The 26,165-nt window shown below is 51.6% G+C and carries 24 protein-coding genes and 1 tRNA gene; 17 read left to right on the top strand and 8 right to left on the bottom strand.

Annotated features, from left to right (window positions below; genetic code table 11):
• Positions 1–70: 70 nt before the first annotated feature.
• The 4 genes from GYMC10_RS00965 to GYMC10_RS00980 are packed head-to-tail and all read right to left on the bottom strand — an operon-like array spanning position 71 to position 3,534.
• On the bottom strand, positions 71–682 hold the full coding sequence (locus GYMC10_RS00965; RefSeq protein WP_012818423.1) for a response regulator transcription factor: 612 nt from the start codon (positions 680–682) through the stop codon (positions 71–73).
• A complete protein-coding gene (locus tag GYMC10_RS00970) occupies positions 615–1,841 on the bottom strand; it encodes a sensor histidine kinase (RefSeq protein WP_012818424.1) in 1,227 nt (408 codons plus the stop codon). The genes GYMC10_RS00965 and GYMC10_RS00970 overlap by 68 nt, the downstream gene beginning before the upstream one ends.
• A 20-nt stretch (positions 1,842–1,861) precedes the next feature.
• Complete coding sequence (locus GYMC10_RS00975) at positions 1,862–2,608, bottom strand: ABC transporter permease (protein ID WP_012818425.1); 747 nt, start codon at positions 2,606–2,608, stop codon at positions 1,862–1,864.
• A gap of 2 nt (positions 2,609–2,610) precedes the next feature.
• The gene (locus GYMC10_RS00980) at positions 2,611–3,534 is read right to left on the bottom strand and encodes an ABC transporter ATP-binding protein (RefSeq protein ID WP_012818426.1); all 924 of its coding nucleotides are present in this window, start codon (positions 3,532–3,534) and stop codon (positions 2,611–2,613) included.
• A gap of 312 nt (positions 3,535–3,846) precedes the next feature.
• Between GYMC10_RS00980 and GYMC10_RS00985 the strand changes: the two genes are divergently transcribed.
• The 8 genes from GYMC10_RS00985 to GYMC10_RS01020 all read left to right on the top strand — a co-directional run bounded on the left by GYMC10_RS00985 (position 3,847) and on the right by GYMC10_RS01020 (position 11,981).
• Positions 3,847–4,797: an ROK family glucokinase gene (locus GYMC10_RS00985; RefSeq protein WP_009593637.1), complete on the top strand. Its 951-nt coding sequence runs from the start codon at positions 3,847–3,849 to the stop codon at positions 4,795–4,797.
• A gap of 52 nt (positions 4,798–4,849) precedes the next feature.
• Positions 4,850–5,758, top strand: a complete 909-nt coding sequence (gene rapZ, locus GYMC10_RS00990; RefSeq protein WP_009593644.1) for an RNase adapter RapZ — start codon at positions 4,850–4,852, stop codon at positions 5,756–5,758.
• Between the two features lie 57 nt (positions 5,759–5,815).
• Positions 5,816–6,757, top strand: coding sequence for a uridine diphosphate-N-acetylglucosamine-binding protein YvcK (gene yvcK / locus GYMC10_RS00995; protein ID WP_175320789.1), 942 nt, complete (start codon positions 5,816–5,818; stop codon positions 6,755–6,757).
• Between the two features lie 5 nt (positions 6,758–6,762).
• The gene (gene whiA / locus GYMC10_RS01000; protein ID WP_009593666.1) at positions 6,763–7,692 is read left to right on the top strand and encodes a DNA-binding protein WhiA; all 930 of its coding nucleotides are present in this window, start codon (positions 6,763–6,765) and stop codon (positions 7,690–7,692) included.
• A gap of 101 nt (positions 7,693–7,793) precedes the next feature.
• On the top strand, positions 7,794–8,063 hold the full coding sequence (locus GYMC10_RS01005) for an HPr family phosphocarrier protein (RefSeq protein ID WP_006207570.1): 270 nt from the start codon (positions 7,794–7,796) through the stop codon (positions 8,061–8,063).
• 323 nt (positions 8,064–8,386) lie between these two features.
• Positions 8,387–10,183: an ABC transporter ATP-binding protein gene (locus GYMC10_RS01010; RefSeq protein WP_012818429.1), complete on the top strand. Its 1,797-nt coding sequence runs from the start codon at positions 8,387–8,389 to the stop codon at positions 10,181–10,183.
• A gap of 38 nt (positions 10,184–10,221) precedes the next feature.
• Positions 10,222–10,902, top strand: coding sequence for a response regulator transcription factor (locus GYMC10_RS01015; RefSeq protein WP_012818430.1), 681 nt, complete (start codon positions 10,222–10,224; stop codon positions 10,900–10,902).
• Complete coding sequence (locus GYMC10_RS01020; protein ID WP_012818431.1) at positions 10,902–11,981, top strand: sensor histidine kinase; 1,080 nt, start codon at positions 10,902–10,904, stop codon at positions 11,979–11,981. Before GYMC10_RS01015 ends, GYMC10_RS01020 begins: the two co-directional genes overlap by 1 nt.
• Positions 11,982–13,239: 1,258 nt before the next feature.
• Here the strand turns inward: GYMC10_RS01020 and GYMC10_RS01025 are convergent.
• Complete coding sequence (locus GYMC10_RS01025) at positions 13,240–13,968, bottom strand: amino acid ABC transporter ATP-binding protein (protein WP_012818432.1); 729 nt, start codon at positions 13,966–13,968, stop codon at positions 13,240–13,242.
• Positions 13,961–15,400, bottom strand: a complete 1,440-nt coding sequence (locus tag GYMC10_RS01030) for an amino acid ABC transporter substrate-binding protein/permease (RefSeq protein ID WP_410002335.1) — start codon at positions 15,398–15,400, stop codon at positions 13,961–13,963. Before GYMC10_RS01030 ends, GYMC10_RS01025 begins: the two co-directional genes overlap by 8 nt.
• Before the next feature lie 272 nt (positions 15,401–15,672).
• Between GYMC10_RS01030 and GYMC10_RS01035 the strand changes: the two genes are divergently transcribed.
• The 7 genes from GYMC10_RS01035 to GYMC10_RS01065 all read left to right on the top strand — a co-directional run bounded on the left by GYMC10_RS01035 (position 15,673) and on the right by GYMC10_RS01065 (position 22,279).
• Positions 15,673–16,434, top strand: a complete 762-nt coding sequence (locus GYMC10_RS01035) for an SIMPL domain-containing protein (protein WP_012818434.1) — start codon at positions 15,673–15,675, stop codon at positions 16,432–16,434.
• A gap of 401 nt (positions 16,435–16,835) precedes the next feature.
• Complete coding sequence (locus tag GYMC10_RS01040) at positions 16,836–17,807, top strand: ABC transporter ATP-binding protein (protein ID WP_009593655.1); 972 nt, start codon at positions 16,836–16,838, stop codon at positions 17,805–17,807.
• Positions 17,804–18,652 (top strand): ABC transporter permease, encoded by an 849-nt coding sequence (locus tag GYMC10_RS01045; RefSeq protein ID WP_009593648.1) that lies wholly within the window; start codon positions 17,804–17,806, stop codon positions 18,650–18,652. The genes GYMC10_RS01040 and GYMC10_RS01045 overlap by 4 nt, the downstream gene beginning before the upstream one ends.
• 45 nt (positions 18,653–18,697) lie before the next feature.
• On the top strand, positions 18,698–19,459 hold the full coding sequence (locus tag GYMC10_RS01050) for an ABC transporter permease (RefSeq protein ID WP_175320787.1): 762 nt from the start codon (positions 18,698–18,700) through the stop codon (positions 19,457–19,459).
• A 65-nt stretch (positions 19,460–19,524) separates the two neighbouring features.
• Complete coding sequence (locus GYMC10_RS01055) at positions 19,525–20,577, top strand: PotD/PotF family extracellular solute-binding protein (protein WP_012818435.1); 1,053 nt, start codon at positions 19,525–19,527, stop codon at positions 20,575–20,577.
• Positions 20,578–20,811: 234 nt separating this feature from the next.
• Positions 20,812–21,066, top strand: coding sequence for a hypothetical protein (locus tag GYMC10_RS01060; RefSeq protein WP_009593646.1), 255 nt, complete (start codon positions 20,812–20,814; stop codon positions 21,064–21,066).
• A gap of 139 nt (positions 21,067–21,205) precedes the next feature.
• Entirely contained in the window at positions 21,206–22,279 is a 1,074-nt protein-coding gene (locus GYMC10_RS01065) for a PdaC/SigV domain-containing protein (protein WP_009593665.1), read from the top strand.
• 485 nt (positions 22,280–22,764) lie between these two features.
• Here the strand turns inward: GYMC10_RS01065 and clpP are convergent, their stop codons facing one another.
• Both clpP and GYMC10_RS01075 read right to left on the bottom strand, forming a co-directional pair.
• Positions 22,765–23,361, bottom strand: a complete 597-nt coding sequence (clpP, locus tag GYMC10_RS01070) for an ATP-dependent Clp endopeptidase proteolytic subunit ClpP (protein ID WP_009593635.1) — start codon at positions 23,359–23,361, stop codon at positions 22,765–22,767.
• 162 nt (positions 23,362–23,523) lie between these two features.
• Positions 23,524–23,598, bottom strand: a tRNA-Arg gene (locus GYMC10_RS01075).
• 257 nt (positions 23,599–23,855) lie between these two features.
• Here GYMC10_RS01075 and GYMC10_RS01080 point away from each other — a divergent pair.
• Together GYMC10_RS01080 and gap are read left to right on the top strand one after the other, a co-directional pair.
• A complete protein-coding gene (locus GYMC10_RS01080; protein ID WP_009593661.1) occupies positions 23,856–24,899 on the top strand; it encodes a sugar-binding transcriptional regulator in 1,044 nt (347 codons plus the stop codon).
• Between the two features lie 99 nt (positions 24,900–24,998).
• On the top strand, positions 24,999–26,003 hold the full coding sequence (gene gap, locus GYMC10_RS01085) for a type I glyceraldehyde-3-phosphate dehydrogenase (protein WP_012818436.1): 1,005 nt from the start codon (positions 24,999–25,001) through the stop codon (positions 26,001–26,003).
• Positions 26,004–26,165 lie beyond the last annotated feature (162 nt).

Raw genomic sequence — 26,165 nt, forward strand, 5'->3', positions numbered from 1 at the left:
GGACGGTCGTTTACAAACCGTATTAAGCCATACGGGCCGCGCCTCGCAAATGCTTCCAGGGGCTGCCGGCCTATATCCATCCCTTTTCTTCCGCCAACGAGATAGCCTCGATCCGGTTCTTGGCATTCAGCTTGCTTAGAATCTCGGACATATAGTTGCGGACCGTTCCGTAGGACAAGTGCAGCTTCGCTGCGATATCATTGGAGCTGTTTCCGTCTGCGGCCAGCCGCAGCACTTCCCGTTCGCGTTCGGTAAGCGGATTGGCACCCGCACCGGACAACGTCCCGAATACGAGTTCAGGGGAAACTTCCCGGCGCCCACCCATCACTCTCCGGATGGCTTCCGCCAGCCGTTCGCTGGGTTCGTCCTTGAGCAGGTATCCCTGGACCCCGGCCTGTACGGCCCGCTCGAAATAACCGGGCCTGGCGAACGTAGTCAGAATGATAACCCGGCTGGCATACCCGCGCCGCTTTACTTCCTCCGCCACCTCGAGGCCGCTGCGCACAGGCATTTCGATATCCAGCAAGCAAACATCCGGTTGATGGATGGCAATCTGCGATAGGGCTTCCTCGCCGTCGCCGGCTTGACCGATCACATCGATATCGTCTTCAAAATCAAGCAAGGAAGCCAGAGCGCCGCGCAGCATTCGCTGGTCCTCGGCTATCAGCACTTTGATGCTCATGGGTGGTGTCCTCCTTCCGGTTCTTGATGATGACCGGAACGCGAATGCTCAATTTCGTGCCTTGAGGGTCGGAGACGGCCTCAACGGTGCCCCCGATGAGGGACAGTCGTTCCGCCATCCCCTTCAAGCCATTGCTGTCGGTACTGGATGCCCCATCATCGTTGCCCTTAAGGCCGATTCCGTTGTCCGCCACCAACAGCCGCCATTCATTATCCAGCGACTCGATGTCGATTCGGCATTGGCTTGCCTGGCTGTGCTTTACCACGTTGGTCACGGCTTCCCGCAAGCAGAGGCTCAGAATGTTGTGGGCCAAGTCGGATATGCCCTCCAGCTTGGGATCACCGGTGGAGACCAGCTGGATATCGGCGCTCTCCAGAATGATCTGGGCCTCCAATAATTCCTCGGGCAGGGTGGCGGTCCGCATGTCGGATACCAGTTCACGCACTTGGCGAAGCGCGGCCCGCGAGGTATTCTGGATCTCCCGGGCTTCCAGTTGGGCCTTCAAGGGGTCCTTCGCCGCCAGCTTCTCCACAAGCTGGCTCTTCAACGTGATGAGAGACAGGGTATGACCCAAGGTGTCGTGAAGATCCCTGGCAATACGCATCCGCTCTTCGCCTTTAATCAGATTACGGATTTGCTCGTTAGCCTCGGCGAGCTCCCTCTCCAACTCCTGTCGCCGGTTCAGCGAGCGGATGCCGAAGGGCGAAAACAGCATGATGAGAAAGAAAGGAATCATAAAGAGCAGATCCTTTCCTAGCATGCTCGCGTTCTTGATTAAAGGAATCGTCTCGATGATGCCAAACAGCACAAGGGATATCGTGAATTTGCGCCGGTCCGTATACCAGCCGATGAAATTGGCCGTAAAAAAGCCCATGTACATGTAGGTCGGGTGATACCACATGCAGAGAATGAAAATGATGGACATCTGAATGCCCAGCCACACAAAGAAACGAGGGGTACCCGCGGCGAAGTAGAGCTGGCGGTAGGTGACAAGAAACAAGCCGATCAGCGCAAAGCCGATCCCCATCTTCCAGCCTTCCTCGCGCAGCATGTTGATCACGGGAAGGGACATATAAATGAGCCATAAATAGGGGAAAAACCCCAGCTGCGTTGGAAACACCTCGAACCCTGCGGATTTTGCCTCTTTCAATTTTTTCATGAAGCCATCATCCTATCTCCTTAATCGGCTTGTTGTTTTTTCCGAATATAGGTGGATAGTAACATAAATACGACCAAATATCCTGCCAAAACCATGAAATTGTCCAGGCCCGGCGCTTCTCCGCGCACGATCGACCAGGCGCCTCCGCCGAAATGGTAGGAAGGCATCCACTTGCCGATGGCCTGCATGATAGAAGGCATCGCTTCGATCGGGAACCACATCCCGCCTGTAACGGCCAGTCCCAAGTAGATGCCGTTGCTGACGCCGCTTGCCGTATCGACCCGTTTCATGGAGCCGATCAGGGTGCCGATGGCAAGAAACGGAACGGATGCGATCAGAATCCACAGTCCGCTTAGCAGCCACTGTCCGAAGGTGAGGGAGACGCCGTTAATCAGGTAGCCGGCTACGAAAATCACGATGATGCAGAGCAGATGCATAACCGTCTGCACAAACATTTTGCCGAAGAAGTACACGCTGCCGGGAAGCGGCGTTACACGCATGTATACGGCCCAGCCCTGTACTCGTTCCTGAACGAGTCGTATGCCGAGGGACATGATGGCGGTCCCCATGACGCTGAAGGATGCCATCGACATGAGATAATGCGCCTGCCATTGTCCGGCATCGTCCGCCCCCGTATTCACGACGCGGGTAAAAATGAAATAGAACAGGATCGGCATCGCCAGCGACCAGAAAATATAATACGGATTGCGTACCATCCGAAGCAATTCCATTCTGCATTGTAAGGTAATCAGTTTCCAGGTTGTCATGATTATACGGCCTCCCCTTGATCCATCGTTAATTGGTCAAATGCTTCATCCAGACTTCCTTGATCGATGCGAACGTCGCGTACGGCGAGCCCGGCTCGGAACAAGGCAGCCAGCGCCGTGTCCGTATCATCCGTGACGGCGTTCAAACGGCCATTGTTCTCAAACACATCGGTGACGCCGGGTACTTCACGCAGCAGCTCCTTGACCTGCCGGTGGTCTGCATCCACGATAAAGGAGACCGACCTTCGGGTCAGCTTGGCTTTGATCGCTTCCGGCGTGCCGTCTGCAGCCACCTGACCCTGATGGAACAGCAGAATGCGGTCTGCCATATCGTCCGCCTCTTGCAGGTAGTGCGTGGTGAACAGGATGGTTTTTCCTTGATCGGCCAGCTTGCGCACCGTCTGCCAGAATAACCGGCGTGCCGAGGTATCCAGGCCGACCGTCGGCTCGTCGAAGAATAACAGCTCGGGATTGCCTGCAATCGCCAGCGCAAAGCTGAGCTTGCGTTTCTGGCCGCCGGACATTTTAATGGCCCATTTGTTAAGCTCCTCGGGTGTAAGCCCGCTTAGCAGGGCGATGTCGTCAAGCGACAGCGGATTCGGATAATAGCCGCGAATGAGGTTGATGATCTCGCGTGTGCGAAGCCCGTCCATGACGCTGACTTCTTGGAGCATGGCGCCGATCTTCTCTCTGACCTTCAAGTCCTTCGGGCTTTGGCCGAACAGGAGAACCTTGCCTTCGCTGGCGTCCTTAAGGCCCAGCATCATGGAGATGGCGGTTGATTTGCCGGCGCCGTTAGGACCGAGAATGGCTGTGATGGATCCTTTTTCTATCGTAAACGACACTTGGTTGACGGCTTTTTTGCTGCCAAACATCTTGGTTACCTGCCGCAGCTCTGCAATAGGTTCATGGATTGGGTTTGTCATGGAATCGCTCCTCCGTAATCGAAATGATCTGTTCTCATCATACGAAAGCGAAGGAGTTGCCGTTAGTAAAGGATGTCATCACTTCGGAGTGACTTTTGTCATGTTGGATTTATCGGGGGGAGTTGGGGAAGCAAGATTATGAACAAACAGGGGCGATTTCGGATGTGCGTGTATGCGTTTACACATGCGAATTTAAAGGGCTGGTTCCAGTTTCACGTCCGGTTGTCTTCTCTTGACCGCAGGAGTGCCTTCAATTATAGTGGGTACAGTAGGAGCAATCTATAATATAGAAGGAAAAAGGTGGCTTGAAACATGTCTGAGAACATCTACGTCGGTGTCGATCTTGGCGGAACAGCTATTAAAGTTGGAATATGTAACGAAGAAGGGCATCTTCTGCAGAAGTACGAAGGGCCGACGGAAACAGCCAAAGGCGTTGACACGGTTATTGACAACATTGAGAAATATGTGCGTCACATTGTGGAAGAATCGCCATACAGCTGGGATCAACTTGCTGGTGTGGGAGCTGGTTTCGCCGGGTTTACCAATATACGTGAAGGCATCATCATTCTGGCACCGAATGTAGGATTTAAAGATGTACCGATTCGCGCACTGCTTGAAGAGCGTCTCGGCAAGCCCGTCAAAATAGACAACGACGCCAATGTGGCTGCCCTGGGTGAGGCTTGGAGCGGCGCAGGACGCGGCGTTGAGAACTGCGTATGCTACACGCTGGGAACCGGCGTGGGCGGCGGCATTATTGTAAACGGCAAAATTTATCAAGGCTTCGGCGGCATGGCCGGCGAGCTTGGGCATATCTCGGTCGTGCCTGATCTGGAAGCCATTCAATGCGGATGCGGCGAAATGGGCTGCCTGGAGACGGTTTCATCGGCAACCGGCATTATCCGCATGGCGAAGGATGCCGTTGAGCGCGGCGACCGCACTTCCCTTGCGCATGTGGAGAGCATTGCGGCGAAGGAAGTGTTTGATGCTGCGAAAGCGGGCGATGAAGTCGCCATTCGCATCGTGAATCGCGCAGCTTATTACCTCGGCAAATCCATGGCAGCCGTTGCGGCCGTGTTAAATCCCGAAGCGTTTATCATCGGCGGCGGCGTATCCAAAGCCGGGGACATTCTGTTTAATGAAGTTCGTGCCGTATTTGCTAAACTGACACCGGAACCGCTTCAACGCGGCGTACGGATCGTTCCAGCTGAGCTTGGCAACGACGCCGGCGTTGTTGGCGCAGCCGGTTTGCACTTGCGTTCGTAGTATTATTCACCATACTTCGTCTGATCTAAACTTATAAAGGGAGGGAAAGCTGATGCTGGAAGCAGCCGATCGCGGCAGCAACACATCATCCATGGCCACCCTGATCATCATCACCGGGATGTCGGGAGCAGGTAAGACCTTGGCCGTACAAAGTCTGGAGGATCTTGGATTCTTTTGCGTCGATAACCTGCCCCCGGTGCTCATTCCGAAATTCGCGGAGCTGATCGATCAATCGAAGGGTAAGATCGGCAAGGTTGCATTGGTCATCGACCTGCGTGGCCGCGAATTTTTCACCGCTTTATCGGAGTCGCTGAATTACATCAAGGACCACTTCACCATCCACTGCGAGATTCTGTTCCTGGATGCCACGGACTCCGTGCTTGTTCAGCGTTACAAGGAAAGCCGTCGCCGCCATCCGCTCGCTCCGGAAGGCATGCCGCTTGACGGTATCCGATTGGAGCGCAAAATGCTGGATGAACTGAAGAATTCGGCCACCCAGGTCATCGATACCAGCAACATGAAGCCTGTGCGGTTGAAGGAGAAGATCATCTCTCGCTTCACGCATTTGGAGAGCAGCACGTTATCGGTCAACATTACATCTTTTGGATTTAAGTACGGTATTCCGATTGACGCCGATCTGGTGTTTGATGTGCGTTTTCTGCCCAATCCGCATTATGTGGAGCATCTGCGGCCCAATACCGGCCAAAACAGCGATGTATACGAGTACGTCATGAAATGGCCGGAGACGCAAGCTTTTCTGACCAAACTGCTCGATATGCTGCATTTCTTGATCCCGCAGTACCGCAAGGAAGGCAAGAGTCAGGTGATCATCGGCATTGGCTGTACCGGCGGGAAGCATCGTTCCGTAGCGATTGCCGAGTATCTCGGCAAAATGCTGGGCGTCAGCGAAACGGAGACGGTATCGGTGAGCCACCGCGATTCTGAGCGGGATCGGCATTAATTAAGGGAAGTGATAAATGTGGCTGTGCAAGCTAGAAAGCGCCCCCGCATCGTCGTGATGGGTGGAGGAACCGGGCTGTCCGTCATGCTGCGGGGACTCAAAGAAAAGCCTCTCGATATTACGGCCATCGTCACCGTTGCGGATGACGGGGGTAGCTCCGGCATACTGCGTAGCGAGTTGCAGATGCCGCCTCCGGGAGATATTCGTAATGTACTGACAGCACTCGCGGATGTGGAGCCGCTGTTATCCGATATATTGAAATACCGTTTCAAGAATGGCTCGGGACTGGCCGGGCACAGCCTCGGCAATTTGATCCTGGCTGCCATGACGGATTTGCACGGTGATTTTGTCACGGCAGTCAAGGAGATGAGCCGGGTTTTTGTTGTTCGCGGACAGGTGCTGCCCGCAGCGGGCGAAGCTGTCATTCTGCATGCGGAGATGGAGGACGGCACGATTGTGACCGGCGAATCCAAAATCCCGGAGGCCGGGCGCCGCATCAAGCGGATCTTCCTGGAGCCGGAACATGTGGAACCGCTGCCGGAAGCGCTGGAAGCGATTCAACAGGCCGATGCGATTCTGATCGGTCCGGGCAGTCTGTACACAAGCATTTTGCCCAATTTGCTGGTTCCCAAGCTTGCCGAAGCCATTGTCTCGTCCGAAGCGATCAAAATGTTTGTGTGCAACGTGATGACGCAGCCGGGAGAAACCGATAATTATACGGTGAGCGATCATTTGCAGGCCGTTTACGACCATATTGGTCTTCATCTGTTCGATTATGTTATTGTTAATGATGGTGAGATTCCGCCTCAGGTTCAGGACAAGTATGCACAGAAGGGCGCGAAGCCCGTTCTGCTGGACCGCGATGAGGTGACCAGCCGAGGATATAAACTTATTGCCGATAAGCTTGTGCTATTTAGAACATACTTAAGGCATGACGCTGACAAGCTGAGCAATCATATTTTTCAGCTGGTACAGGATTGGATTACACGAAAGGGGTGAGTACCTTGTCCTTTGCGGCACAGACGAAGAAAGAACTGACGATGATCGAAAGCCAGAGCTGCTGTGAAAAAGCCGAACTGTCCGCGCTCATTCGGATGAACGGCTCTGTTCAGCTTTCGAACAAAAAGGTAATCCTGGATATTTCGACGGAAAATGCCGCGATTGCAAGACGTATTTATTCCTTAATTAAGAAGCATTTCCAGGCGCATACCGAACTTTTGGTGCGTAAAAAAATGCGTTTGAAGAAGAATAACGTATATATCGTTCGTATTCCCGCCCAGGTTCAGGAGATTCTAAAAGAGCTTCGCATCGTTTCCGAAGGCTTTCTGTTTCAATCGCGCATCGACGAGCAGATCGTTCGCAAAAATTGCTGTAAGCGGGCTTATCTGCGAGGGGCCTTCATGGCAGGCGGATCCGTGAACAACCCGGAGGGGTCTTCGTACCATCTGGAAATTGCCTCGATGTATGAGGAGCATTGCCAGTCCCTGGTGGACCTGGCGAATGAATTTCATCTGAACGCACGCTGCATCGAGCGGAAGAAGGGTTTCATCTTCTACATCAAGGAAGGCGAGAAAATCATCGAATTCCTCAATTTGATCGGTGCCCATCAGGCTTTGTTCAAGTTCGAGGATGTCCGCATTATGAGGGACATGCGCAATTCGGTGAACCGGATCGTGAACTGCGAGACCGCCAACCTGAACAAAACGATCGGCGCGGCCGTCCGTCAGATTGAGAACATCAAGCTGCTCCAAAAGGAAGTGGGTCTTGAGAATTTGCCCGATAAACTGCGGGAAGTGGCAGAGATTCGGCTGGCTCATCCGGATATGAACCTGAAGGAAGTCGGCGAATTGCTCAAAGGAACCGTCAGCAAATCAGGCGTCAATCACCGTCTGCGCAAAATCGATGAATTGGCCGAAAAGATTCGGAATGCTTAAGATTTTTTCTTCTAGTGTCCTGTATGGTAAAATGGTATAATATTATAAAATGTCAATCGCGCTTTCAATGCAGCAGATTTATTAGATAGGGGGTAATTTTCATGACAAAGCACCCGGTAGTCGTTCGGTTAAAGACGGGTCTTCACGCCAGACCGGCCGCGCTGTTCGTTCAGGAAGCGAATAAATACTCATCTGAAATTTTTGTTGAAAAAGATGATAAAAAAGTAAATGCCAAAAGTATCATGGGAATTATGAGCCTTGCGATCAGCTCAGGAACGGAAGTTTACATTAGTGCTGAGGGAGCTGACGCTGAGCAAGCGGTTACTTCACTCGTGAACTTGGTGAGCAAAGAGGAACTCGAGAACCAATAGGGTAACCGTGATTCAAGTTTAAGAAAAGTCTTGTTACAGCAAGGCTTTTTTTGCTATCAGGCGCTGCCTTTGGATTCTCGCTTGTGTGTCGCGTACATAAGAATGGATGGAAGAGAAGGGGCGGAGACATCCGTCCTTTTTTAAATCCGTTTTTGGGGTCGCCGTCAAAGCATTGGGAATAAGCATCGAAGCATAAGCTCCACTTGGTGGGGTTATTTTGCGTTGTTTTCCGAATCGTAAGCCTTCGTTTAACTTCAGTTTAACTTGCTGATATATTCTCTTCTTACAGACAATATAAAGGGATGGGAAGGGAAGGGAATACAATGAGTTCAACGGGTACTGCTATACAGGAAATCAAGCGCGAAGAACAGGCCGGGAGCAAGAAAGCAGGTTCCCAGGCGTTCTTCCGGTTATTGAAGGAAACGAAACCGCCGATGCTGCTGCTGATCGGGGCGATCCTGCTGAATGTGATCTCAACCTTGGTCGGGCTTGTCATACCGATGTTTACGAAAAGCCTGGTGGATGGCTTCTCGCTGACGGATATGAATCGGTCCCATATCATCGGGCTCGGCATCGCGTTTGTGGTGCAGACGATTGCTGCCGGGGTCTCGATTTTTCTGTTAAGCTATACGGGACAAAAGATGGTGGCTGCCCTGAGGGAGCGGCTGTGGAAAAAGCTGCTTGTGCTGCCGATCCGCTATTTCGATCATAACCGTTCGGGGGAATCGGTCAGCCGGATGACGAATGATACAGGAGTGATCAAAAGCCTCATATCGGACCATGTGGCCGGATTCTTTAGCGGGATCATCTCCATTGTGGGTTCCATTGGGGTGCTCCTTTATCTAAACTGGAAAATGACGCTGACGATGTTTATCGTCATTCCGATTGCGGCGCTGATCCTTGTCCCGCTCGGCAGGAAGATGTACAAAATATCGCTGGGCATGCAGGACGAGACGGCGTCGTTTACGGCGAATATCAGCCAAGTGCTGTCGGAGATTCGGCTGGTTAAAGCCTCGAATGCGGAGAATAGAGAGTATGAGAACGGGAACAAAGGCATCACCAACCTGCTGAATTTCGGTATCAAGGAAGGCGTAGTCTCTGCTTGGATCGCACCGCTGATGTCTTTTGTGCTGATGATGCTGCTGGTGGTGGTGATCGGGTATGGCGGACTGCAGGTATCCACCGGAGCACTGACCGCGGGAGAGCTGGTTGCGTTCATCCTGTACCTGATTCAGATCGTCATGCCGATGACGCAGTTAACGACGTTTTTTACCCAGCTGCAGAAGGCGAAGGGAGCGACGGAGCGAATATTGGAGACCCTGGATGCAGACGAAGAATCCATTACGGCCGGTGACGAGGTGGCGGATGCCAACCAGCGGGTGTCGATCGAGAACCTTTCGTTCGGGTATAAGCCCGATGAGCTTGTGCTGCATGATATCAGCTTTCAGATGGAGCCGGGGACGGTCACGGCCGTGGTCGGGCCGAGCGGCGGAGGGAAAACGACGCTGTTCTCCATGCTGGAGCGCTTCTACCTGCCCCAGAAGGGACAGATTCGCTTGGGCAAGACACCCATAGATACTTTCTCCTTACGTTCCTGGCGCGGATTGATCGGCTATGTATCGCAGGAAAGTCCGATGATTGCCGGAACCATACGCGACAACTTATGTTACGGAATGGACCGGGAAGTGAGTGACGCTGAGCTTCGAAGAGCGGCAGAAATGGCGTATGCCGATGGATTTATCGATGAGCTGCCAAGCGGCTTTGATACGGATGTGGGTGAACGGGGCGTGAAGCTCTCGGGCGGACAGCGGCAGCGGATTGCCATCGCCAGGGCTCTGCTGCGGGATCCCAAGATCCTGATGCTGGACGAAGCCACCTCCAGTCTGGACAGCCGTTCCGAGATCGAGGTGCAGAAGGCACTCAAGAACCTCATGGCTGGACGGACGACGATCATTATCGCGCACCGGTTATCCACGGTGGTGGGGGCCGATCAGATCATATTTATAGAAAAAGGAACGGTGACCGGCCGGGGAACGCATGATGAATTGATCGGGCAGCATGATATGTACAGGGAGTTTGCCGTTCAGCAGCTGCAGATGAATGAGGCAATCGAGGCTTAAAGGCAGCTTGTAGAGCCATAGAAGGAAGGGGGGCCATCATGGCAAAAATATTGGTTGTGGACGACGATCCGAACATCCGCGAACTTATCAAGGTGTTCCTGGAGGAGGCGGGGATGGAAGGGGTGATGGAGGCCTCGGATGGCGTCGAGGCCCTGTCCGTGATGGAGCAAGTTTCGGTCGATCTGGTCGTGATGGATATCATGATGCCTAATATGGACGGATGGGAGCTATGCCGGGAGATTCGGAGGAATACCGGCATTCCGGTGTTGATGCTGACGGCAAAAGGGGAGACGAGACAGATCGTGAAGGGTTTTGAGCTGGGCACGGACGATTATCTCGTGAAGCCTTTTGAACCCGCGGAGCTTGTCGTACGCGTCAAAGCGCTGCTGAAGCGATATCAGGTAGCCGCATCGCAGACGGTCACGATCGGGAACTTGCAGATGAACCGTAAAACTTATGAGGCCAAAGCCGGCGATGAGGTTTTTACCTTGCCGTTAAAGGAGTTTGAGCTGCTCTTCAAGCTGGCCAGTTATCCGGGGAGCACACTGACGCGCGACCGGCTGATCGAGGATATATGGGGGTATGACTTTGAAGGGAACGAACGCACGCTGGACGTTCATGTGAATCGCCTGCGGGAACGGTTCCCGGAGGAGAAGTACCGGTTCAGGATTCGAACGGTGCGCGGCCTGGGGTATCGCCTGGAGGCAGGTGAGAGCTGATGAGGAGACCGTTCAAAATCTTGTGGAAAATCGTTCGGGAAACGATTCAGACCATCCTAATCTTCGCGGTCTTGGGAGCGTCATGGACGGCGGCGACCTACGTGACGCGGTTTGTTTACAACTGGACGGGGACGCCGCCATGGGATTATGCCGTCCAGCTGATCGACTTGTTTGTCGGCGTCATGATCTTCTTCCTGTTCATGCTGGTCGTGGGGATGTTCTTCAAGCACCGGCAAATGGCCATGCTGAATTCCATAACGGATGCCATGCGCCGGATCTCCCAAGGGGATTTCAGTGTGAAGATGGATGAACAACAATGGCGCGGGGAGTTCAAGATGATTGCTTCCGGCATTAACGACATGGCCGGCGAGCTGGGGCGCATGGAGACGATGCGGCAGGATTTCATCTCCAACGTGTCCCATGAAATCCAATCCCCGCTCACTTCGATTCGTGGGTTTGCAAGGGCGCTCCGAAATCCACGTCTCACCGAGGAGAAGAGAGCTCGTTACCTGGAGATCATCGAGGGAGAGGGCCGTCGCTTATCGCAGCTGAGTGACAATCTGTTGAAGCTGTCATCTCTGGAAGGCGATCAGCCTGCCTTTGAAAAGGCCCGTTACCGGCTCGACGGGCAGCTGCGCGCCGTCGTATTGGCGCATGAGCCGCAGTGGCTGGCGAAGCGGATTCAGGTGGATCTGGATCTCGCCGAGGTCGAGATTGAGGCGACGGAGGATCTGCTGAGTCAAGTGTGGACCAACTTGCTGCACAACAGCATCAAGTTCACGCCCGAGGACGGCATGATCACCATCGTGCTGAAAGCAGGGGAAGACGGAGCCGAGGTTACCATGACCGATACGGGGGTCGGGATGTCGGACTCGGATCAGCTGCATATCTTCGAGCGCTTCTACAAAGCGGACAAATCGCGTAATCGCGCGGCTGGCGGCAGCGGACTTGGGTTGTCGATCGTGAAGCGGATCGTGGATATCCACCAAGGGAGAATAACGGTCCAATCGGAGCCGGGGAAGGGATCGGCATTTACCGTGGTGGTGCCATACAAGAGTTCCGGCAATACGAAGCAGTGATCGTGTTCGGCTTGGTGCTTAGAGTTATATAAAGTTTGAGGCAGCCGGGGCTGGATAACCAAAGAAATCGGTGATGGTTGCGGGCTCTCCTTCAGGAGCTGGGGAGGGCACGGACCAGGAGTGATTTGGCTGTTCCGAGCAAAGGGGGTCACTGCGTGGGACCATGGCTGGCTTCTGGGCACTTTTAGTAGGGGACGGGTCATAGCCATAAATAAGGAGTAAGAACTTGTCGTCCTTACTCCTTATGGAGTTATACGCGATGCGATATGTACAAGCTTTCCGCTGACGGGGAGTAGAAGGTGATTTGCTGGAACAGTTCAGGTAGTGCGTTCGTGCAAGCAGTAGCAATACAAGTCATATGAGCCATATGAGCAATTCAACCATTAATAGGAATACAGGAAGTCAAGCATTACCAAAAGCAATCAATGCAAGCAATACAAAAAAACAGGTAAGGATGCAAATGATTCAAGCATTACAAGGAGTACACACAATACAAGCATTACACACATTACACGCAATACAAGAAATAAGCGTTATAAGCCAAACCAGTAATAAAAGTAGTTCAGACATTACAAGTAAGTCAACCAACTCAACCAACTCAAGCAACTCCAGCAATAAGTGATTCAAGGCATTACAGGGATGATGCGAGAGTAGTATAAACATTTCCCTGGCAATCTCGGGAGTTTAACGGACACCATAGACCTTATTTGCCGAAATCACGGCCATATTTGGAAATAGCGGACACTAGATCCGTTATTCAAGAATTTGTATAGGCAAATGCCGCCTTTTTGAAGGAATAACGGATCCTCGGTCCGGTAATTTTCGAAAAGTCCCTATTTTCCCTCGAATAAGGTCCTCTCGGTCCGTTAGCTGCTCTAAAGCAGCATGCAGCCATCGTATAACCATCGAAGTGGGCTCTAAATGATAACATGCAGATGCCCCATAGTCGTACGATATCATGCAGATGCCCCATAGTCGTACGATAACATACAGATGCCATACCATAGCCGTACGATTATAGGCAGATGCCATACCATAACCGTACGATTATAGGCAGATGTCATTCCATAGCCACACGATAACATACAGATATCATTCCATAGCCGTACAATAACCAGGTTTCACTCTAACGGGCCAGCCGGACCATAGGTTGCTGTGCTGCTTTGAACTGTCGACAGCCATCCAAGCGCACCCCGAGGCCACTCACCGTGCGCACAGGCAAGGTGTATGCAGCCGCACAGCTGGTTCAGCTGCACCGTTACAGCACCTTCTCCAGAAAGCTGATCGTCCGCTCATGCTTCGGGCTGCCGAACACCTCTTCCGGCGGACCTTCCTCTACGATATACCCGCCGTCCATGAAGATGACCCGGTCCGCAACCTCGCGGGCAAACCCCATCTCATGCGTAACGATCATCATCGTCATGCCCTCGCGCGCCAGGTCCTTCATGACGCCTAGCACCTCGCCGACCATCTCCGGGTCCAGCGCCGAGGTCGGCTCGTCGAACAGCATGATGTCGGGATTCATCGCCAAAGCCCGGGCGATCGCCACGCGCTGCTTCTGACCGCCGGACAGCTGGCTCGGGAAAGCCTCCGCTTTATCCGAGAGGCCTACTCGGTCCAGCAGCTTCAGCGCCGTGGCACGTGCCTCGGCGGCGTTTTGCTTGCCCAGCTCGACCGGGGCGAAGGTAATGTTCTTCAGCACGTTGAAGTGCGGAAAGAGATTAAAATGCTGGAACACCATGCCGATGTTCTCGCGCGCCTTATTGATGTTCGTTTTAGGGTCATTGATATCCTGATCATGGACAAAGACCCTGCCAGCCGAAATTTCCTCCAGCCGGTTGATGCAGCGCAGAAAGGTGCTTTTGCCCGAGCCCGATGGCCCGATCACGCAGACAACCTCGCCTTCCTGGACTTGCATATCGATTCCCTTCAGCACCTCGTTCGTGCCAAAGCTCTTCTTCAGTCCTTCTATGCGGATTTTATCCATGACGCACCTTCCTTTCCAGACGGTCCGAAATTTTCGTCAGAATCGTGATCACGACCAAATACATGATGGCCACCACGAGCCAGATATCAAACGAGGCGAACGTTCTCGCAATGATGATCTTCCCGGATTGGGTCAGCTCGACCAGACCGATCACCGACAGGATGGACGTATCCTTCAGCGTGATCACCAGCTGGTTAATAAAGGTCGGAATCATGACTTTGATCGCCTGTGGAATGATGATTTTCATCATGGCTTTGCGGTATGGCAGTCCGAGCGAGCGGGCCGCCTCCAGCTGTCCGGGGTCAATGGATTGAATGCCGCCGCGAATAATCTCCGTGACATAAGCGCCGGCATTCAAGCTCAGCGTCAGGACCGCTGCGACGATCGGCGACATCGTAAAGCCGAACGCCTGCGGAATGCCGAAGTAGATGAAGAAGGCAAGCACCAGCAGCGGAATGCCGCGGAAGATGTCCACGAATACGGTGGCGATGCCCCGGAGCCATCGATTGCGACCGACCTTCATGAAACCAAAGATCAGCCCTAAGAAAAACGCAAAAAACAGCGACACGATGGTCAGCAGCAGCGTATTGCCAAGGCCCTTCAGCAGGGAAGGCAGCGACTCCACGATTAGTCCCCAGCGGCTTTGATTCGGTGCGCTTACGGCATTCTCCCCGATATATTTTTCCTTAATGCGATCGTACTCTCCACTTGCCTTCAGATTCACCAAACCAGCGTTGAACTTCTGCAGAAGCTCCTGGTTCCGTCCCTTGCTGACGGCGAATCCGTAGGAGGCGCCGGGCTCCATCTCCGTAACGATCTTCAGACCGTTGTTCTGTTCCACTCCATAAGCGAGTACGGGAAAATCGTCAAAGCAGGCAACGGAATTGCCGGTTTTGACATCGTCATACATTTGGGCCGAATCGTCAAAAGGCACGATGGTGAAGCCGTACTTGGAGGATATGGATTCCGCGAAGCTGTAGCCCTCCGTACCGGTTTTGACAGCAACCTTTTTCCCCCTTAAATCCTCATAGGATTTGATGGATTCCTGGTCCTGGCGGATGGCCATGACAACGCCCGAATCAAAATAGGGATCGGAAAAATCGAATTTCTGCTTCCGTTCATCCGTGATACTCATGCCCGCGATGACGCCGTCCACCTGATTGGCTTCCAGCGCCTGAACCGCCGCATTGAAGCCGAGCGGCTTGATCTCGTATTTGAAGTTCTGGTCTTTCGCGATCGCATCCAGCAGATCCATATCGATGCCGACAAATTTGCCGCTCGCATCCTGGAATTCAAACGGGGCAAACGTAACGTCCGTTCCGATCTGATAGGTTTTGCCGGAGGCTGGCTCTCCCGCCGCGCTTACCGATCCATAGGGAACGCCAACGGCCATGAGGAGCAGCAGTGACATGAACACGTAGAATACACGCAATGATTTCATAATGACCTCCTGTTCTTAACACCGTGTAAGTTAGTTACCCATTAAGGCTTCCATGTTAAACAGCAGCTTCCGGCTTCATTCGGTATCTTATTTGGCTAAATAGCCAATCATGCCTAGAAATACCAATGAATTGGGCGTAAAAAATTTATTACAAGAAAAATATCAAAACGCTCCGATTCGGATGCAACATTTACCAATGCCCTCACGTTAGAAGGGTAAGGCAAGCATGGCAGCGATGCCAATATCGAAGGAGGCTGACAAAGATGAAAAGATGGGTCAAACAAGTAGGTTCTATCATGATTGCAGGCGCACTGCTGACTGGCAGCACGGCTTGGGTCGGGTTGAGCGGAGCAACCGAGGTGCACGCGGCGGAGGCAGCACAGCAAAACCTTCTTACCGTACTTGGTAAAGGCGAGATCTCGGTGAAGCCAGATATCGTTTATCTTTCCATCGGGGCAGAATCATATGCGGAAACCGCAAAATCCGCACAGAAGAGCAATGCGCTGAAAATGGATAAGATTACGAAGCTGTTGAAAGAAACCTGGAAGATCGACGACAAGGATATCAAAACCGAGCAGTTCTACGTACAGCCTAACTATACGTACTCCGATGAGAATGGACGTAAAGTGAAAAATTACACCGCCTATCATTCCCTGGAAGTTACGCTTCGCGATCTGAGCAAAGTCGGGGACCTGCTCGATGCAGCATCCGATGCCGGTGCCAATTCCATCGGCAACGCCCGTTTCTCGGTTGAGAATCGTGATGCCTTCGAAGCTCAAGTAATTGATAAGGCGATGGCGAATGCAGACCTGAAGGCCCAAGCGATGGCAAAAGCCTCCAAGCGCCAGCTGGGCATCGTGCTGAACATTGTTGAAGGTTCCGTTGGCGTAGATACCATCTACGGTCTCGAAAAAATGCAGATGGAAGCACAATCCGTTGCAGCGGACGCGGGCGCCAACACATCCGTGAAGCCGGGCGAGATCAAAATCTCGACGCAGCTGTACGTGCAATACCAGCTGAAATAGTCGCTGTAATCGACGCAGCATACAGAAAACCGTTCACCTTTATCGGGTGAACGGTTTTTTTAGCATGTCTTTTTAAAAAATGAAATACCATTTTCCGGTGCCATATCCGGCCCTTCCCCTGTCGAAATACACAGAAAAGTGTTGTGTATAGGGGGAAAACGAGGTATAGTGAATATGCGAAAAACTGAACTTTGATCTAACGTTTAAAGCCATACCCATGGATATGGCTTTTTTTTCTTAGTAGAGATTTCTAACCGCCTCCACCCTTAAGAAACGGATTCTGCCAACCTGAGCACAACAGGCAGTAGGACCGTTTCTTCTTAGTGGAGAACGTTTTTGTGCATACTGGTAATAGGATGTACACATGGAAACGAACAGGTCACATTTTGAAGAAGGGGTTGATGCATGTGATTGAACTTGTCCAGATCGAGAAGCATTTTCAGGGACAAGCGGTCGTGCATCCGCTGTCGCTCTCCATTAAAGAAGGGGAATTCCTGACTTTGCTGGGCCCCAGCGGCTGCGGCAAAACGACGATTCTCCGAATGATAGCAGGATTCGAGCAGCCGACCGAAGGACAGGTATGGCTGGCGGGTCAGAATGTGACGGATATGCCTGCGAACAAGCGGGATTTGAATTTGGTATTCCAACACTATGCTCTGTTTCCGCATATGACCGTAGAAGATAATATCGCTTTTGGACTGAAAATGAAAAAAATGCCGCGCCAGCTCATCAAGGAGCGCGTGGACGAGGCTGTTGCGATGACGCAGCTGACCGCCTTGCGGGAACGCTTCCCGCACCAGCTGTCCGGCGGACAGCAGCAGCGCGTGGCCATTGCGCGCGCCATCGCCAACAAGCCGAAGGTGCTGCTGCTGGATGAACCGCTCGGCGCGCTGGATTTGCAGCTGCGGAAGAACCTGCAGTCCGAGCTCAAGCATTTGCAGCGGACGCTCGGGATCACGTTTGTATATGTAACGCACGACCAAGAGGAAGCCATGATGCTGTCAGACCGGATCGTCATCATGAACCATGGACGGGTAGAGCAAATCGGCACGCCGCGCGAGATCTATGCGAGACCGCAAACGCTGTTTGCCGCCACGTTTGTAGGGGAGAATAACGTCTTCTCCTCGCCTGAGGGGCTTTTTGCCGTACGGCCGGAGAAACTCATTCCCCAGCGGGAGTCGGGTGCCAAGAAGAGCGGCGTGATTGAGGATGTGCAGTACCTCGGCAGCGTTCATAAGCTGCTGGTCCAATTGGACGATGAGCCGATGAAGGTCACGATTGCCCTCGATATTTCGGATGACCATCCGTGGGAGGTTGGCGAACGGGTTGGGGTGAACTGGAACGCCAAGGATGAGGTGATCATCGGGCCATGAGGAAATCAAGGTTCCTGTTGACTCCGGTGCTGCTGTGGTTATCCCTGTTCCTGATCGTTCCGATGCTGATCGTGGTCGGCATTTCCTTTCTCTCGCGGGATTCGCTCGGGAATGTCGTGTTTTCCTTCAGCCTGGAAGGATACAAGACTTTTTTTGATCCATTATATTTGGGTATCTACTGGGATACCTTGGTACTGTCGCTGCTGACTACGGTGATCTGCTTGTTAGTCAGCTATCCTTTGGCCTATTATATAGCCAACGCTTCCCCGCGTATCCAAACCTGGGGATTGATTCTGATCACGGTTCCGTTCTGGATCAACTTTTTGATCCGAACCTATGCGTGGGTTCTGCTGCTCCGGACGCAAGGCGTGGTAAACAGCCTGCTGCTGTGGGCGGGATGGATCGACGAGCCGATTCAGATGCTGTATACGTACGGCGCCGTACTGCTCGGGATGGTGTATAACTTCATTCCGTTCATGGTGCTGCCGATTTACGTGGCCTTGGAGCAGATGGACAAACGTCTGCTGGATGCGGCCAGCGATCTGGGCGCTTCCAGATGGAAGGCATTTCGGCATATTACCTTGCCACAGAGCAAGTCCGGCATCATGACGGGTGCGGTTCTTGTCTATGTATCGACTTCCGGGATGTTTGTCGTTACGGATATATTGGGAGGCGCCAAGTCCTCCATGATCAGCAATATCATTCAGCAGCAGTTTCTGGGTGCGCGCAACTGGCCCTTTGGAGCGGCGTTATCGGTTATTTTTGTGATTACGTCCCTGGTGCTGATCCTGCTCTTTAACCGGGCCATGCAAGCCCGCCATCAACGCGTAGGGGAGGGGAGATAAGTGAAAAAGAAGAATCACCCGCTGCTCGGGGTTCACTCTTTCCTTATGATGGCTTTCATCTATGTACCCATCGTCATGATTATCATCTATTCCTTTAACGATACGCGGCTTAGCGGCAATTGGGAAGGCTTTACGATGGATTGGTATGTATCGTTATTTCAGAATCGGCACGTGATGGAAGCGCTGATGAACAGTTTGACGGTGGCCGTCATTTCGACGATCGTTTCCACCCTGCTCGGGACCGCAGCGGCGCTCTCGCTTCGGAATTTAGGGCGTAAAGGCCGCAGCGGCATGAATGGCCTGCTGTATCTGCCGGTCATTATTCCGGATATTATTATGGGGCTGTCGCTGCTGGTGCTGTTCAGTCAACTGAACATGCCGCTTGGCAAGACAACGGTGATCATCGCACATATCACGTTCAGCTTGTCGTATGTGTATGTTGTGGTAACGGCCAGATTGTCGGGCATGGGCAAACAGCTGGATGAGGCGGCCCAGGATTTGGGCGCCACGCCTTGGCAAACGTTCCGGCACGTCACGCTGCCGCAGATTGCACCGGGCATTATCTCCGGCGCATTGATTGCTTTCACGCTGTCGCTGGACGATTTTATGGTCAGCTTTTTCGTCGCCGGCCCAAGCTCAACAACGCTGCCGATCTATATATACGCTCAGGTGAAACGCGGCATCTCGCCAGAGATCAACGCGCTGTGCACGCTGCTCATACTGGTCAGCATCACGCTGATCCTGTTAGCCCAATATATTCTTAACCGCGGCAATGGGCAGAAGAAACACAAAACATTACCGATCTAAGCGATAGAAACGCTTTTTTCGATATAAAACTAAAACATGCAAGTGGAAAGAGAGGAGATATTGAATTGAAAAAATCAAGATGGACCCGCCTGCTGGCGGCAGGCATGGTTGCGGTATTGTCTGTAGGACTGCTGGCCGGCTGCGGCTCGGATAAGGAGACGCTTCATATTTACAGCTGGGCGGATAACTTCGATCCGGAGGTGCTGAAGGACTTTGAGGAGAAGTTCGACGTGAAGGTAACCTACGACAACTACGCGAACAATGAAGACCTGCTGGCTAAGATCAAGGCTGGCGGCAGCGGTTATGACCTCATTCAGCCGTCCGATTATATGGTCAAAACGATGATTGAATCGGAGCTGCTTGAGCCGCTTGACATGAATAATATCCCGAACTTCGTCAATATTACGGATACTTTCAAAGATCCGTCTTATGACCCGGGCAATAAATATTCGATCGTATACACGTCCGGCGTAACGGGAATTGCATATAACAAGAAGTATGTGAAGGACGAAATCAACAGCTGGGAAGACCTCTGGAATCCGGAATACAAGGGCAAAGTCCTGCTTCTGGACGACAACCGGGAAATGATCGGCATGGCGCTGAAAAAGCAAGGGAAATCCAACAGCAGCACGGATGAGGCGGAAATCACGGCTGCATCCGATGAGCTGAAGACACTGCTGCCGAATGTCCTTGCGTTTGATACGGACAATATTAAGCAGAAGATGATTCAGGAGGAAGGCTGGATTGCCACGGTTTGGTCCGGAGACGCGGCGTTCATCGCGGCGGAGAATCCGGATGTAGCGTACGTGGTGCCTGAAGAAGGAGCGACCATATTCTCGGACAACTACGCGATTCCTAAAGGTGCGAAGAATAAGGAGCTGGCCGAGAAATTCATCAACTTCATGATGGAGCCCGAAGTCAGCGCCAAAAACTATGAATTTATCGGATACAGCAATCCGAACACCAAAGCAATGGAATTCCATAGCGAGGAATACCGCGCCAATACGATGATCAACCTGACGGAAGAGGAGCTGGGCCGTACCGAGTGGCTCGATAATGTCGGTGACTCGCTCTCCGTCTATGATCGTTTATGGACCGAACTGAAGAGCGGTCGTTAATATAAGCTTCGGTTCTTCATCTTTTTGTAATAAAGGAAGCCTGTCCCCTAAAGGGGATGGGCTCTTTTTTTTGCAGAGCAGAATGAGACATTAGTCCCAAAGTGGGAAGAATTGGCCGATTTTCAGGAATTCCACCACAACTTCAGGATCCTTTTCGTTGTTATATATAAGGAGGTTGTATACCGTTTAGGCCCGTTTTTTATAAATGGGGTATCCCGGAAAGGAAGAAGCAGCTTGAGTGATCTGACGAGCATGGGGTTTATTGCTTTGATTGTTGCAGGCATCGCGGCTGTTTTATTTCTGAATTTTTTCAGGAAAAGCGCGCTGCATCTGCTGCTGACGAGCATTCACAGTGCACTCGTTGGCATCGGTTTGATTCTTCTTGCTTACGTTGTCCAAGGCAGTGAACTACTGCTGCTTGCGGGTTCAAGTGCTCTCTTGTTCGGTGTGTTTCTTAGCGCAGCGGCGTTCGTCCGGAAAGAATCATGAGAATGTATAGGTCCTATGGCATGGAGTCAAAATTGTCATTCACTTTGTTACCAATACATTGAAAGCTTTCCTTATAATGATTAAGGGTAATAGATTAACAACTAACGGAAACTTAATTTAACAAAGGTGGAATTCTGATATGAATCCTAAATTTCGTGTATGTGCATCATTAATTGCAACTAGTGTCCTGCTTGGTAGTCTTGGTTTGAGCGGACAGGTCATCGATGCAAGCGCCGCTAAGGCACCCGTTTCCGCCAGCCAAAAAACGTCGAAGAATGAAGTTGTACTGAAATGGAACGGCAAAACCTTGTCACAAAAAGGTCTAGTGCTGCATGGGGTAACTTATGTGCCAGCTACCGCTTTGCGGGATGGTCTGGGGATGCCTCTTAAATATGATTCCAAAAACCGCACGTATACACTGGGTAACGGCTATAACAAGCTGAGCGCCGCCGTGTATGCTGCAAGCGAGATCGGCATTCTGGTGAACGGTTCGTATGCCGGCGAGCCTGGCGGACAGATCATCAATGGACGTCTGTATCTGCCGTTCAAAACGATCAGCGAATACATGGGCATTCAGGGACAATGGAATCCTTCCTTGAAAACACTGAGCATGACACAGAAGAAGCTGAATGACATTACCATTAAATCGGTTGCGCTCAAGAAGAATATTCAGGGCGTAGACGCTGTTGTGAATTATCCTGTAATCAGCGGACTCGATAATGCAGAGGTCCAAGCCGAAATCAACAAAGTGTTGAAAGAAAATGCGTCCGGCGTAATCACCGGTGCGGAAGGAAACGCCGAGGAATTCCCGCCGTCGGAATCCAGTTTCCCTTACGAATTCAGCGGTGACTTCGTGGTCCATTACAACCAGAACGACATCCTGAGCATTACGGCGTATGATTATTCGTACACCGGCGGTGCCCATGGCATGACCTTCCGTAAAAGCTTCACGTTCTCCTTGAAGGACGGCAAGCAAATGAAGCTGGGCGATTTCATTAACATGCAGGGCAAGAACAAGCAGAAGCTGAACAACCTTGTGCTGAGCAAGATGAAGAAAGAGGGAGGTTACCTCGGCGGTTTTGAGGGAGTGCCTGCCGATGCCGACTTCTACGTGAAGGATAACGCGGCGGTGCTGTACTTCCAGCTTTATGAGTACACCGCCTATGCCTATGGATTTCCTGAGTTTGAGCTGAAGCTGAAAGAGTGGAAGTAAGAGTATATGATAGGCGGTTTGTGTAAACTGTAATCATTAAATTTCATACTATAGCTTGTTTAGATACATGATGCTGTCCTGATGTAACACTGTGCTGGAACCCGTTGCGATAAATCCCCTGATCAATTGAGCGTGGAGCATATACTCCTGCGCCCTATGATCAAGGGGTTTTTTTGTGTATCTCACCATAGGCGTACCCTTTTTCCCCTCCCCTCAAGTTAAGACAGGCCTTTTAGGAGGGGGATGGCCTTACCGTCTTTATGTTTTATTGAAAAAATCGTACCGAAGTGAGAGTATCCTTGGAGGAGCAACGCGTTCGCCTTTGAAATCGGGAAACAACCTTTTTCAATTCATTCCAGTTTCCCGATTTCAACAGCGACCGAAGGGGATACTCTCACTATTTAGTACTCGAAGTTTTCAATGAATCCAGAGGATAAGAAAAGGCAGGCACCGGATAACGGCGCCTGCCCTTTACTTCATTTCTTTTATAAGCCTTGCGGCGGTGTGTTTTCCAGTACTTGATCGATCAGTCCATACTCTTTGGCTTCGTCAGCCGTCATGAAGTAGTCGCGATCAGTATCCTTCTCGATGCGCTCCAGCGGTTGGCCGGTGCGTTCGGACAGGATGCGGTTCAGCTTGTCGCGCATTTTCAGAATGCGGCGGGCACGGATCTCAATATCCGTGGCTTGACCTTGTGCGCCGCCGAGCGGCTGGTGAATCATAATCTCGCTGTTAGGCAGTCCGTAACGTTTGCCTTTAGCGCCTGCGTTGAGCAGGAATGCGCCCATGGAAGCAGCCATGCCGACACAGATCGTCGAGACGTCCGGCTTGATGAACTGCATCGTATCGAATATCGCCATACCTGCGGTAATGGAACCGCCAGGGCTGTTGATGTAAAGATGAATATCCTTCTCGGGATCCTCAGCCGACAAGAACAGCATTTGGGCAATGATGGAATTGGCGACCACGTCATTTACGTCGGAGCCGAGGAAGATAATGCGGTCTTTCAGCAATCTGGAATAGATGTCGTACGCCCGCTCACCGCGGTTGCTTTGTTCAACGACCATAGGTATAAAACTCACGTGGAAAACCTCCTCTTAAGTACCTCATATAAATACTGTTACCGTATTACCCACATGATAAACAATTTAAATCAAAAAGTCAAAGAAAGTCAAACTATTGAGTAAAAAAAAGAGCCGTTATGGGCACTTTAGGGTAATCAGTATAGAGAATAAATGTTATAATGGCGCGCCCGCGAGGAATCGAACCTCGATCTCAGGCTCCGGAGGCCTACGTCATATCCATTGGACCACGGGCGCACAAAAATCAGCAACGAAGTTGATTATACCGCATCTATTTCAAAAATACAATAGCGGACAAAACTTTGTTCCTATTATATAGACGAGCCGGTAGTTGGCCATAATGTATAAGAATGCCTGGGGTAGAGAAATATACTTTCGGACACTTGCAACCGGCATGATTATTGGTTAGAATAAGGGTGGGACTTAAAAAGTTTAACTGGGACATTTTACGACCAGGTAGGAGAGCCGAGACGAAGTTTGCAGGAGTGGAATGCATGCGTAACCTATTAGAAATACAAGAGCAACTTCTGCCGGATCTGATGGACACTCTTAAACGAAGGTATACCATCCTTCATCAGATCAAGTTGTCCGGAATTGTTGGCCGAAGAACACTGGCTTCATCGTTATCGATGACCGAGCGTGTTCTCAGAGCAGAGACTGATCTTCTGAAAGCGCAAGGGCTGATCGAGATTGAAACGCTCGGCATGCGGATCAGCGGCTCAGGGATATGCTTGCTGGAGGAGTTGGAACCGGTCATGAATGAGTTGTTCGGACTGGTTGAACTGGAAGAGAAGATTCGTCAGGCTTACGGGCTTCGTAAAGTGGTCATTATTCCCGGTGACAGCGAGTCATCTCCGGAAGTCAAACGTGAGCTTGGCCGGGCCGGAGCAAGAACGCTGCTTAACTTTGTCCAGGATGGAGATACGATTGCCGTAACAGGCGGCTCCACGCTCGCCGAAGTGGCAGAGCAGATGTCCTCTTTGCCTGGCGGCGAACCGTTGACAAGCACTTGGTTTGTGCCGGCGCGTGGCGGCCTCGGGGAGAGCATGGAGATTCAAGCGAACACCATTGCTTCCAAAATGGCTAAGCGCGTTGGGGCTGAGTACCGATTGCTTCATGTTCCGGATCTGCTCAGCGAGGATGCTTATCAATCGTTGGTTCAGGATCAGCACATCCAAGAGATCGTGGATGTGATCAGGCGCAGCCGCGTCATTATTCACGGCATCGGGGATGCCATGGAGATGGCCAGACGGCGGAAGCTGGATGAAGGCTCTATCCGGAACTTGCAGGCAGATGGCGCGATCGCGGAATCCTTCGGCTATTATTTCAGCGAAGATGGCGAAGTTGTCCACAAAATGCTTACCCTTGGACTCCGGCTTGAGGATATTATGCGGACGGAGACCATCATCGGCATTGCTGGAGGGCAAGGCAAGGGCAAAGCGATTCACGCGGTGCTGAAATTCGGGCACGAGGACATTCTCGTTACGGATGAAGCCGCGGCATTGGAAGTCGAGAAGGAAATTGACGCCGGCATCTGAGTCCGCGGGCGTACAACTGATTTTTCATTTTTGTTGTCTTGATTGGCTTAACGGCCAATCTTGAATATATAAATTTTACAAATATGGAGGGAACTACTCATGGTTAAAGTAGGTATTAACGGTTTTGGACGTATTGGACGTAACGTATTCCGCGCTGCGCTGAACAACAGCGAAGTTGAAATCGTGGCAATCAACGATTTGACGGACGTAAAAACGCTGGCACACCTTTTGAAATATGACACGACTCATGGCAGACTGAATGCAACTGTTGAAGCTAAAGAAGGCGCACTCGTTGTCAACGGCCGCGAAGTGAAAGTATTCGCTGAGCGTAACCCTGAAGCATTGCCTTGGGCTGAGTACGGCGTTGAAATCGTTGTAGAATCCACTGGTATTTTCACAGCGAAAGACAAAGCTTCCGCTCACTTGAAAGGCGGCGCTAAGAAAGTTATCATCTCCGCTCCAGCTACTGACGAAGATATCACCATCGTTATGGGCGTTAACGAAGACAAATACGATGCTGCTAGCCACACCATCATCTCCAATGCTTCTTGTACGACGAACTGCTTGGCTCCTTTTGCAAAAGTTCTTGACGAGAACTTTGGTATCGTTAAAGGATTGATGACTACAATTCACTCCTACACGAATGACCAGCAAGTGCTTGATCTGCCGCACAAAGATCTGCGTCGTGCTCGTGCAGCTGCTGAAAACATCATTCCTTCCACAACAGGTGCTGCTAAAGCGGTTAGCCTCGTTCTGCCACAATTGAAAGGCAAATTGAATGGTAACTCTATGCGTGTACCTACGAAGAACGTTTCCGTAACGGACCTCGTAGTTGAGCTGTCCCAAAACGTAACCCTTGAAGATGTAAACGGAGCGCTGAAAGCAGCTGCTGAAGGCCCGCTGAAAGGCATCTTGAACTACTCCGAAGAGCCGCTTGTATCCAGCGACTACAATGGCGATCCAGCTTCTTCCACTATCGATTCGCTCTCCACGATGGTAGTTGGCGACAACATGGTGAAAGTTGTTTCTTGGTATGACAACGAGTGGGGCTACTCCAACCGTGTCGTTGACCTCGCTGCTTACATCGCAAGCAAAGGTCTGTAATTGATCTAGCCATTCAACCGAAGAGGAGTTCCGTTCACGGGTCTCCTCTTTGGTTCATGGTTTTTCCTTGTTTTCATGCCAGAGCACTGGGAAGAATAGATAAGAATCCGGGCGCTGGTTAGACGATAGAGAGAGATACGAGAGCAACTGCATGCTGTCGGT

This window comes from Paenibacillus sp. Y412MC10 (genome assembly GCF_000024685.1).
GTDB classification, from domain to species: Bacteria; Bacillota; Bacilli; order Paenibacillales; family Paenibacillaceae; genus Paenibacillus_AQ; species Paenibacillus_AQ lautus_A.

Bases quoted from the DNA above. Each gene is read 5' to 3' on its own strand.
- GYMC10_RS00965 (WP_012818423.1), bottom strand. From the start codon at position 682: ATGAGCATCAAAGTGCTGATAGCCGAGGACCAGCGAATGCTGCGCGGC.
- GYMC10_RS00970 (WP_012818424.1), bottom strand. From the start codon at position 1,841: ATGAAAAAATTGAAAGAGGCAAAATCCGCAGGGTTCGAGGTGTTTCCA.
- GYMC10_RS00975 (WP_012818425.1), bottom strand. From the start codon at position 2,608: ATGACAACCTGGAAACTGATTACCTTACAATGCAGAATGGAATTGCTT.
- GYMC10_RS00980 (WP_012818426.1), bottom strand. From the start codon at position 3,534: ATGACAAACCCAATCCATGAACCTATTGCAGAGCTGCGGCAGGTAACC.
- GYMC10_RS00985 (WP_009593637.1), top strand. From the start codon at position 3,847: ATGTCTGAGAACATCTACGTCGGTGTCGATCTTGGCGGAACAGCTATT.
- rapZ (WP_009593644.1), top strand. From the start codon at position 4,850: ATGCTGGAAGCAGCCGATCGCGGCAGCAACACATCATCCATGGCCACC.
- yvcK (WP_175320789.1), top strand. From the start codon at position 5,816: ATGGGTGGAGGAACCGGGCTGTCCGTCATGCTGCGGGGACTCAAAGAA.
- GYMC10_RS01005 (WP_006207570.1), top strand. From the start codon at position 7,794: ATGACAAAGCACCCGGTAGTCGTTCGGTTAAAGACGGGTCTTCACGCC.
- GYMC10_RS01010 (WP_012818429.1), top strand. From the start codon at position 8,387: ATGAGTTCAACGGGTACTGCTATACAGGAAATCAAGCGCGAAGAACAG.
- GYMC10_RS01015 (WP_012818430.1), top strand. From the start codon at position 10,222: ATGGCAAAAATATTGGTTGTGGACGACGATCCGAACATCCGCGAACTT.
- GYMC10_RS01020 (WP_012818431.1), top strand. From the start codon at position 10,902: ATGAGGAGACCGTTCAAAATCTTGTGGAAAATCGTTCGGGAAACGATT.
- GYMC10_RS01025 (WP_012818432.1), bottom strand. From the start codon at position 13,968: ATGGATAAAATCCGCATAGAAGGACTGAAGAAGAGCTTTGGCACGAAC.
- GYMC10_RS01035 (WP_012818434.1), top strand. From the start codon at position 15,673: ATGAAAAGATGGGTCAAACAAGTAGGTTCTATCATGATTGCAGGCGCA.
- GYMC10_RS01040 (WP_009593655.1), top strand. From the start codon at position 16,836: ATGCATGTGATTGAACTTGTCCAGATCGAGAAGCATTTTCAGGGACAA.
- GYMC10_RS01045 (WP_009593648.1), top strand. From the start codon at position 17,804: ATGAGGAAATCAAGGTTCCTGTTGACTCCGGTGCTGCTGTGGTTATCC.
- GYMC10_RS01050 (WP_175320787.1), top strand. From the start codon at position 18,698: ATGATGGCTTTCATCTATGTACCCATCGTCATGATTATCATCTATTCC.
- GYMC10_RS01065 (WP_009593665.1), top strand. From the start codon at position 21,206: ATGAATCCTAAATTTCGTGTATGTGCATCATTAATTGCAACTAGTGTC.
- GYMC10_RS01080 (WP_009593661.1), top strand. From the start codon at position 23,856: ATGCGTAACCTATTAGAAATACAAGAGCAACTTCTGCCGGATCTGATG.
- gap (WP_012818436.1), top strand. From the start codon at position 24,999: ATGGTTAAAGTAGGTATTAACGGTTTTGGACGTATTGGACGTAACGTA.